Source organism: Hydrogenophaga sp., assembly GCF_018780385.1.
Lineage (GTDB): Bacteria > Pseudomonadota > Gammaproteobacteria > Burkholderiales > Burkholderiaceae_C > Hydrogenophaga.
Genome location: NZ_JADMJO010000120.1, coordinates 20,636 through 27,107 on the forward strand (window position 1 = coordinate 20,636; position 6,472 = coordinate 27,107).

At 62.7% G+C, this 6,472-nt stretch carries 6 protein-coding genes and 2 pseudogenes; 2 read left to right on the forward strand and 6 right to left on the reverse strand.

All coding sequences use genetic code 11. The features are described from left to right. Position 1: 1 nt before the first annotated feature. Genes IV113_RS23750 through IV113_RS23760 form a run of 3 tightly spaced genes read right to left on the reverse strand, consistent with a single transcriptional unit; the run spans position 2 to position 2,776 of the window. Positions 2–1,036, reverse strand: a complete 1,035-nt coding sequence (locus tag IV113_RS23750) for a 2Fe-2S iron-sulfur cluster-binding protein (protein WP_236944066.1) — start codon at positions 1,034–1,036, stop codon at positions 2–4. 7 nt (positions 1,037–1,043) lie between these two features. Continuing rightward, a complete protein-coding gene (locus IV113_RS23755; protein ID WP_056272065.1) occupies positions 1,044–1,520 on the reverse strand; it encodes an aromatic-ring-hydroxylating dioxygenase subunit beta in 477 nt (158 codons plus the stop codon). Next, positions 1,517–2,776: a Rieske 2Fe-2S domain-containing protein gene (locus IV113_RS23760; protein WP_056272063.1), complete on the reverse strand. Its 1,260-nt coding sequence runs from the start codon at positions 2,774–2,776 to the stop codon at positions 1,517–1,519. The genes IV113_RS23755 and IV113_RS23760 overlap by 4 nt, the downstream gene beginning before the upstream one ends. Positions 2,777–2,928: 152 nt before the next feature. On the opposite strand from IV113_RS23760, the gene IV113_RS23765 reads away from it, so the two are divergent. Next, the gene (locus IV113_RS23765; protein WP_056272060.1) at positions 2,929–3,699 is read left to right on the forward strand and encodes an IclR family transcriptional regulator C-terminal domain-containing protein; all 771 of its coding nucleotides are present in this window, start codon (positions 2,929–2,931) and stop codon (positions 3,697–3,699) included. Between the two features lie 62 nt (positions 3,700–3,761). Here the strand turns inward: IV113_RS23765 and IV113_RS23770 are convergent. Continuing rightward, positions 3,762–3,869: pseudogene (locus tag IV113_RS23770) on the reverse strand (type II toxin-antitoxin system RelE/ParE family toxin); the annotation flags it as partial. 5 nt (positions 3,870–3,874) lie between these two features. Continuing rightward, a pseudogene (locus IV113_RS23775) lies at positions 3,875–4,006 on the reverse strand (DNA-binding protein); the annotation flags it as partial. A gap of 427 nt (positions 4,007–4,433) precedes the next feature. Here IV113_RS23775 and greB point away from each other — a divergent pair. Then, entirely contained in the window at positions 4,434–4,997 is a 564-nt protein-coding gene (gene greB, locus IV113_RS23780; RefSeq protein WP_291090538.1) for a transcription elongation factor GreB, read from the forward strand. On the opposite strand, the gene IV113_RS23785 is transcribed toward greB, so the two are convergent. Next, positions 4,998–6,472 (reverse strand): TGS domain-containing protein (locus tag IV113_RS23785; protein ID WP_291090540.1); only part of this gene is annotated, 1,475 nt, incomplete at its 5' end.

Below are 6,472 nucleotides of genomic sequence, written 5' to 3' on the forward strand. Positions count from 1 at the left end.
TTCAGTCGGTCAGCGCGGAGGTGCGGGGCTGGGCCACCACGAACGCGTCGCAGAAGAACGCATCGGGCGGCAGGCCGCGGGTTTCGACGAAATCGCTGCGCGCCGCGCTCACCATGGCAGGCGCGCCGCAGGCGTAGACCTGGTGGCCGGCAAGACTGTCGTGGTCTTGCAGCACGGCCTGGTGCACGAAGCCGGTGCGACCGCTCCAGCCGGCCTCGGGTTCGGAGAGCACGGGCACGAAGCGCAGGCCGGCCTGCTCTCCCCAGCCGCGCGCCAGGTCGAGCAGGTACAGGTCCTTCTCGGTGCGCGCGCCCCAGTAGAGTGCGATCTCGCGTGCCTGGCCCCGGCGCAGGCCGTCCTCGACCATCGACTTGATGGGTGCGAAGCCGGTGCCGCTGGCGAGCATCACGATGGGCGCGGTGCTGCCCTCGCGCAGGTGAAAGTCGCCATGCGGCAGTTCGACCCGGAGGTGGTCACCCACCTTGAGGTCGTGCGCGAGCCAATGCGAGAACGCGCCGCCTTCCAGCATGCGGATATGCAGCTCGGCACCATCGTTCTGGTGCGGCGGGTTGGCCATGGAGAAGCTGCGGCGCTGGCCGTCGGGCAGCAGCACCTGCAGGTACTGGCCGGCCTTGAACTTCACCTTCTCGCCCGCCGGAAAACGCAGCTTGAGGCGCGCCACGTCGCTGGCCAGAAAGTCGATGCGCATGACCCTGGCGGCGAGCTGGCGGCGCGCGTTCGGATCGGTTTTCTCGATCTGGCGCGGTTCGATCTCGATGTCGGTGAGCGGGCGCGCCTGGCAGAACAGCACCTGTCCGTGCGCGATCTCGTCCGCCGTGAGCGTATGCTCACCCGCCGCGCCGGGGTTCACCCGGCCCGAGACGACGCGGCCCTTGCAGCTGGCGCACACGCCCGAGTTGCACGAGAACGGCATCTCGTAGCCGGCCTGTCGCACTGCGTCGAGCACTGTCTGACCAGCGGCGCAGGGGATGGCGGTGGCCATCCCGGCGATGCGTATGAGGTGCGGGGTGCTCACGGCTTGCTCACAGGGGAATGGCCAGCAGCGTGTCGATGTTGTGGCTGTCGCAGACCACCACACGGCTGGCCAGGCGCAGGGTATCGCCTCCATCGATCACCAGCTCGTCGAGGTAGCGCCCGGTGGCGAAGAGGCTGGTCTCGCCGCCACGCATGATGCGCACCACCACAAACGGGGTTTCGCTGCGGCGCCCGCGCGGCGTGTCCTCCAGCAGGGAGGGCAGGCCCACCAGGTGGCGGTAACGTTGTTTCTCGTAGACGTTGGCGGTGCGCAGTGAGAGCACGCGGTCGTTGAGCATGGCGCGCGAGTCGGCGTAGATCAGGCTGGCTTCCATGCCTTGCGCATGGTTGTCGGCGGTGGTCACGCGGTAGAGGCAGTGTTCGGTGAAGAACTGCGTCCAGGCTTCGAGCTCGTCGTTGTCGATGCAGCGCGCGCAATGCGCGTTGAGCGCCAACGCGCTCGCGGTGTCGATCACCGCGTTCATGCATCCGCTCCCATGTGCAGGCGGTAGGCTTTCCAGAAGCCGCGCACGGACGCTTCCGTGGTGCGGCTGCTCTGCGAGCGCACGCTGTCGCCGCCCATCTCGACGATGGCTTCCTGCGCGCCAGCGGAGGCAATGCCGCGTTGCACAAAGCCGCCCACAGCGCCGTCCTCCATCGATACGAAGCCGGCCGGCCCGATCAGGTTGGACTGCTTGTGACGCATGGTGCGCAGCTCGGGTGTGTCGTCCTGGAAGCCGAGGTACACCCAATTCAGGGCGGTGGTCTCCAGGCCTTCGGGCAGCACCTGGCGTACCGCGATGGTGTTCTGTATCTGCGCCAGCACGAAGCCCGGAAATACCGAGAGGATCTGCAGCGTCACGCCATCGCCGAACTCGTCTATTCCTTTCAACAGCGTGGCGTCCTCGAGCTTGAAGTCGTCCTTCTCCGAACGCAGTTCCTCGGTCTTGTAGTCCTCGCTATTTTCGGCGATGGGGTCGATGGCGGAGAAGCTGATGTGGTTGCCGCCACATTCGCTCACCACCACGCCGCCCTTCTGCGAAAGGCGGTTGAGCCGGAACGTGGTGAAGAACACGTGCAGCAGGCTCGCGTGGTACGTGTCGCGCACGTTCTCCACGTAGAGCTTCCAGTTGTTGGGCAGCGTCTGCTTGAAGCGGCCGAGGATCTGCACCGGCTTGTGCAGCACGCGCGAGATGCCGCGTGCGATTTCCGGGCCGAGGTAGTCCTCCAGGTCGGGCACGTCGTCGCTCAGGCTGCCAAATACCAGGCCACAAAACACACTCGTTCTCAATTTGCGCGGACCATGACTCTTCATGCAGAAAGCAGGGTCCATGCCGCCTTCTCCGTTTACGCCGTTCTGGAACGCGATGCCCTTGAGGTTGCCCTGGCGGTCATAACGCCATGCGTGGTACACGCACTGGAAGTCACGCGCGGTGCCGCCGTCGTCCAGGACGATCAGTGCGCCGCGGTGCGAGCAGCGGTTCTCGAACGCGTACACCTCGCCGTCGCTGTCGCGCGCCACCACCACCGGCATGCGGCCGAGGAACGTCGTGCGGTAGCCGCCGGGTTGTGGCAACTCGGCTTCGAGACACAGGTAGTTCCAGGTCGCGCCTTCGAAGATGCGCTGTTGCTCGGCGTCGAGCACGGCCGGTTCCTGGTACAGGTGGTATGGCACGCGGGTGAGGTTCCCAGGTGGCCAGAAGGTTAGGGGTGCGCTATTCGCAGGGGCGGTGACGCTCATGATGCAGTGGGGTTCTTGCCTTGGAAGAATTCGGATACCGAACTTTTGACCGTTTGGTGAACCGCGACTGTATTTTTTGAGTTGATGAAGGTCAACAAAATCCGGCAAAATGTTCGAATACCGAACTTATTCAACTTCGAGTGGGGCCGCAAATGGACGATGAAGCGCGTGCAGTTGACAAGGAATACGTCATGGGTCTGGAGAAGGGCCTACTCCTGATCGAGGCCTTCGGCGTCAGCAATTCGCCTCTGACGCTGACCGAAGCGGCCGATATCACAGGCCACAGCAAGGCCTCGACTCGCCGCGCCCTGCTTACCCTCGTCAAGCTAGGCTACGCGCGAGCATCGGGGCGGCATTTTTTTCTCGAGCCGCGCACCTTGCGGCTGGTGCACGCCTACGTGAACTCTACGCCCCTGACCAAGGTGGCGCAGCCCATCCTGGAGATCACGAGTGAGCGCACGCGCGAGTCCGCGTCGCTGGCGGTGCTGGACTCGCAGTTTGTCGTTTTCGTTGCACGCTCAACTCAGCGGCGCAGCTTGTCTTTCGGACTCGGTATCGGCGCGCGATTGCCCGCCTATTGTTCTGCAACCGGGCGAGTGCTTCTCGCGGGTATGTCAGACGAGGAGGTTGAATTCCGCCTTCAGCGAATGAGTCGCCAGGCGATTACGCCGAAAACAAAGACTGACGTGGCGGCACTGATGAAGGAGGTGCAGGCTGCGCGCGAGTGCGGTTATTCGATGAGTGACGAAGAGCTGGAAATTGGCTTGCGTTCCATTGCCGTGCCGGTGCGCAATGGAAAGGGTGAGTTGCTGGGGGCTATGAGTCTTTCCGTGGCCACTTCGCGCATGTCACGCGACGATGTCGTGAACAAGTTGATGCCAGAACTTGAAGTGGCACGAAGGACGTTTGCACTGCAGTTGTAGAGCCCGCCTGTTGGCTTCCGTTGAAAACTGACCCCCGTAGAGCGGCAGAGATCAGTGGAACTCAACACGACGTATCCAGATCGTCCAAAGGGAATGATCAACTCGCGCAGAAAGGGGCTCTGACCGACCTTGCGGCACGTGAATGGTGAAGTCTTCAAGGTGGCGGCGCCGGCGCGGATCCGCGACCGAGGTGCGTGCGCACGCGCTCGATCGTGGGCCGCTTGCGTTGGGCAAGCACGCCGTCGGCCGCGGCCCAAACGTCATCGACTTGGACGCCCCGGGAGACTCTCGTACTTTTCGTTGGCATCGCCCTGCTCTCTGATATAAATTAGTGCCGATAAGATATATTTATCGACATCTATCTCCCTGACAGCTCCAAAGGAGCGGGCGCAGTTTTGTCGCTTCACAACACTCGCCGGGCGCCTACTCACGCTACAGAAAAAGTTTGCGCCCCGGTCTCAGAAACTGATCGATGCTACTTCGCACGCAATTTCCTCTGCGGGACTTTTGCGGGACTGGGCTCTGAAATACATGTCTAAACAGGGTAGTTTTGGTATAATGAGCAGTCACAGAATCTATATAAATCAACAACTTACAGATGATCTGGTAGCTACGAACCAAGGGGTCGTGGGTTCAATTCCTGCCAGCCGCACCAAACAAAAAACCCGCAGCCACAAGCTGCGGGTTTTTTCATTTCTGCCGCTGAAAACGCATGCCAACGGCGAAGGGTCACCATGAGCAAGGCTTTCACCAAGGAGTCCGACCAGGACGAGGATGACGATCTTCCGTCAGCGGCACCGGTGCCCGGTGGCAAGAACTACATCACCCGGGCGGGCTACGACCGCCTGCGCGCCGAACTGTTCACGCTGATCGACGATGAGCGACCCAAGATCGTCGAGATCGTGCACTGGGCCGCCAGCAACGGCGACCGATCGGAAAACGGTGATTACCTGTACGGCAAGAAGCGCCTGCGCGAGATCGACCGGCGTATCCGGTTTCTAACGCGCCGGCTCGAAATTGCCGAGGTCGTCGATGCATCGCTGCATCACGGGGGCGACCAGGTCTTCTTTGGAGTCACCGTGACCTACGCCGACGACACGGGTAACGAGACCACCGTCACCATCCTCGGTGTGGATGAGGCTGACAGCGCACAAGGACAGATCAGTTGGGTGTCACCCGTGGCGCGCGCATTGCTCAAGGCAAAAGTGGGCGACGTGGTGCGTCTGGTGGTGCCCGGTGGTGCGCAAGAACTCGAAGTGCTGGCGGTGAGTTACCCCGCGCCCGCCAGCGGCAGTTGATCACGCCTTGACCGGCTTGAAGCGCTGCGCCTTGATCACCGATGTGGTGCGCTTGAGGCTGCGCAACACATCGGCCAGATGCTGGCGGTCTCGCACCGAGACCGAAAAGCGAATGTCTGTCGCGGTCTGAGCGGGCTCATCACCCATGTCCACGTGGGTGATGTCGGCTTCGGCCGAGGCAATGCTGGATGCCACGCGTGCCAGAACACCCTTGCCGTTCGTGACGGTCACCACCACCGTGGTCTCGAACGAGCGCACAGGCTCATCCGCCCATTCCACTTCCAGGAAGCGCTCGCTGTCGCGCAACAGCAGACGCTTGCCGGTCGGGCATTCTTCGGCGTGCACCACCAAGCCCTCACCGCGGCCCAGGTAGCCCACGATGCGGTCGCCCGGGATGGGTTTGCAGCAGGGGGCGTATTGCACCGACAGGCCTTCGCTGCCGTCGAGCGTGACAACGCCTTGAGAGGCCGATTCGTCGCGGCCGCTGGCGTAGCGCTCGGTGCTGATCAACAGCGCATCGGGCTTGAGCCCCATTTCGGACAACAGCACCGCCAGCTTCTTGCCCACCATGCTGGCGATGCGTTTGCCCATGCCAATGTCGGAGAGCAATTCGTTGCGCGTCTTGTTGCCGGTGAATCGGAGCAGTTTTTCCCAGGCGCTTTGGTACCGACCGTCTTCGGCCGGCAGGGCTGCAATGCCCTCGGATCTCAGCGCCTGGCTCAGCATGCGCTCGCCCAGTTCGTGCGACTTCTCCTGGGCCACGGTCTTCAGGTGGTGGCGGATCTTGGAGCGTGCACGCCCGGTCTTCACGAACGAGAGCCACGCGGGGTTGGGTTCCGCACTCTCGGCTGTGATGATTTCCACCACGTCCCCATTGGCCAGCTCGGTGCGCAGCGGACGCTGCTCGCCATTGATGCGGGCCGACACCGTGTGGTTGCCCACGTCGCTGTGGATGGCGTAGGCAAAGTCCATCACCGTGGCGCCACGCGGCAGCGCCATGATCTTGCTCTTGGGCGTGAACACATAGACCGCGTCTGGAAACAGGTCGATCTTGATGTGGTCCCAAAACTCCCCCGCGTCGTGGGTTTCCTGCTGGATGTCCAGCAGCGACTGCAGCCATTGCGTGCCCAGGCGTTGCGACATGTCGCTACCTGGCTCGCTGGCCTTGTACAACCAGTGCGCGGCCACGCCGGACTCGGCCACCACGTCCATGGCGTGCGTGCGCAGCTGGAATTCGATGTTGGTGCCGAACGGGCCGATCAACGTGGTGTGCAGTGATTGGTAGCCGTTGACCTTTGGAATCGCCACATAGTCGCGGAACTTGCCGGGCAGCGGCTTGTAGAGCTGGTGCAGCACACCCAGACCGGTGTAGCAGTCGGTCAGTTCCGGCACGACGATGCGGAAACCATAGACGTCGGTGACCTGCGAGAACGACAGGTGCTTGTTGTCCATCTTGCGGTAGACCGAGTACAGCG

Excerpts from the sequence above, each read along its gene's own strand:
- IV113_RS23755 (WP_056272065.1), bottom strand. The coding sequence starts at position 1,520 with ATGAACGCGGTGATCGACACCGCGAGCGCGTTGGCGCTCAACGCGCAT.
- greB (WP_291090538.1), top strand. The coding sequence starts at position 4,434 with ATGAGCAAGGCTTTCACCAAGGAGTCCGACCAGGACGAGGATGACGAT.
- IV113_RS23760 (WP_056272063.1), bottom strand. The coding sequence starts at position 2,776 with ATGAGCGTCACCGCCCCTGCGAATAGCGCACCCCTAACCTTCTGGCCA.
- IV113_RS23765 (WP_056272060.1), top strand. The coding sequence starts at position 2,929 with ATGGACGATGAAGCGCGTGCAGTTGACAAGGAATACGTCATGGGTCTG.